Source organism: Vibrio sp. 10N.261.55.C5, from assembly GCF_041470505.1.
GTDB classification, from domain to species: domain Bacteria; phylum Pseudomonadota; class Gammaproteobacteria; order Enterobacterales; family Vibrionaceae; genus Vibrio; species Vibrio crassostreae_C.
Genome location: NZ_JBFRMS010000001.1, coordinates 1 through 1638 on the forward strand (window position 1 = coordinate 1; position 1638 = coordinate 1638).

2 protein-coding genes are annotated in these 1638 nt (G+C 40.7%); one reads left to right on the plus strand and one right to left on the minus strand.

All coding sequences use genetic code 11. The features are described 5' to 3' along the window. Positions 1-143: 143 nt before the first annotated feature. On the plus strand, positions 144-617 hold the full coding sequence (locus AB4263_RS00005; protein WP_004734802.1) for a GNAT family N-acetyltransferase: 474 nt from the start codon (positions 144-146) through the stop codon (positions 615-617). Between the two features lie 613 nt (positions 618-1230). Here the strand turns inward: AB4263_RS00005 and AB4263_RS00010 are convergent. Next, on the minus strand, positions 1231-1638 hold a 408-nt coding region (locus AB4263_RS00010), incomplete at its 5' end, for an IS110 family transposase (protein WP_372097098.1).

Below are 1638 nucleotides of genomic sequence, written 5' to 3' on the forward strand. Positions count from 1 at the left end.
TTGAATTACGCAACAAAGCCGAGTCTATGTTAAAAGACAGGAGCAAAAGCGACATTACCATTTTGATAACTCAAGATTAGCTTATCAAGATCCTTACATTGGCCAGTTACTTTTAATGAAACACCTACCCAAGGTAAATAAGCATGAATAAAATTAGCTTTTTAAAAATAAACAATACCATTATCAATGACATTATTGATCTCTCAGTGGAAGAGTCTCAAAAACAACTCATTGCTAACAACGCAGAGTGGCTTGCAGAAGCCAGTTTTAACGACGATAGTATCAACTATGGTATTTACTTAAACAATAAACCTGCGGGGCTAATCTCTCTGATTGACCCTAGAATACTGGACACACACGATGAACACTTTCAAAAGGAGCATTTATATGTATGGCGCGTCATGATTGACCATCGTTTCCAAGGAAAAGGATTGGGGAGTCAAGCGATTAACTTCAGTAAGAAATACGCTTCCATTACCGGTTTAAAAGGCGTCTCCCTGACCACGATGGATAAAGAAAAAGGCAATGCGCTCTCTATTTATCAAAAGCTTGGTTTTATACCAACGGGCAGAAGACTTGATGATGAAATTGAATTAATTTTTGGCTTAAAGGAATGAGTGGATAAACAAGTCAGATGGTGTGTCTGGGACGGCTATTTGGCCGCCTCATTTTATACTTCAACTGTAAAGGTATTGAAGAGTTCATTCAAAAACGCTGACCCCTCGTGCACTCTCACCTCCCCCCGGTCACAGAGTAACCAACAATCAAATTGACTCTTATTCAGTCTCCGTAACCTTTAAAGATCTTGAATCGCTTCGATGAGCTTTTTGACTGGAGTATGGTCTGACTCTATCCTATTGTCCATACTATCTAAATATGCTGACTACCTAGAGTGAAGAAAGAAAATGTGTCGGGCCTTTTCCTAACCATTAGTTTATGTATTGTAAAAATAGATTGCCGATGTAGTTCACTCATCGAAGTGAACACACAATGGGGCATAATGTATGGTACGCCCCGTTTTGCAAGTGAATCAGCAAAATAACAGAGTTGGATTGCGCTAATGTATTCAGAGTCTATTTGAGACTTTCATTAGTCCCAGCTCTACGATGAGATCCGCGCCAGATTGTCCTCATAAATGAGAAAGCACTTTTACTGCTGTTCTGCCCCTCAGGTCTTCAATCTGGTGGTCTAACCGTTTTGTCATCTTGGTTTATCATATGCAAATCTTGGTTATGCTTTTACTTCGAATGCTTTGTGAGAGTTCATCACTGACCATGCAATACGAGCCAATTTATTAGCTAGTGCTACAACAGCGACATTGAATGGTTTTCGGCACTTCAAATTAATGAGCCATGAACCAAAGTAGCGCTCCGCAGATGCATCCCTCCACATTACGGCTCTAGCTGCATGAACAAATAATTCTCTTAGCTCTTTGTTTCCGCGCTTCGATATACCCAACAATCGAGGTTTCCCTCCCGTTGTATATTGAAACGGCACTAACCCTATCCATGCTGCAAAGTTTCGCCCATTAGCAAAGTCTTTTGGATCACCTACAGAAGACAAACAACACGAAGCTGTCATCGGGCCTACACCTGGTATAGTTTGAAGCAAAGCATACAGCTGCGTATTTCGGTGATT

Excerpts from the sequence above, each read along its gene's own strand:
- AB4263_RS00005 (WP_004734802.1), top strand. The coding sequence starts at position 144 with ATGAATAAAATTAGCTTTTTAAAAATAAACAATACCATTATCAATGAC.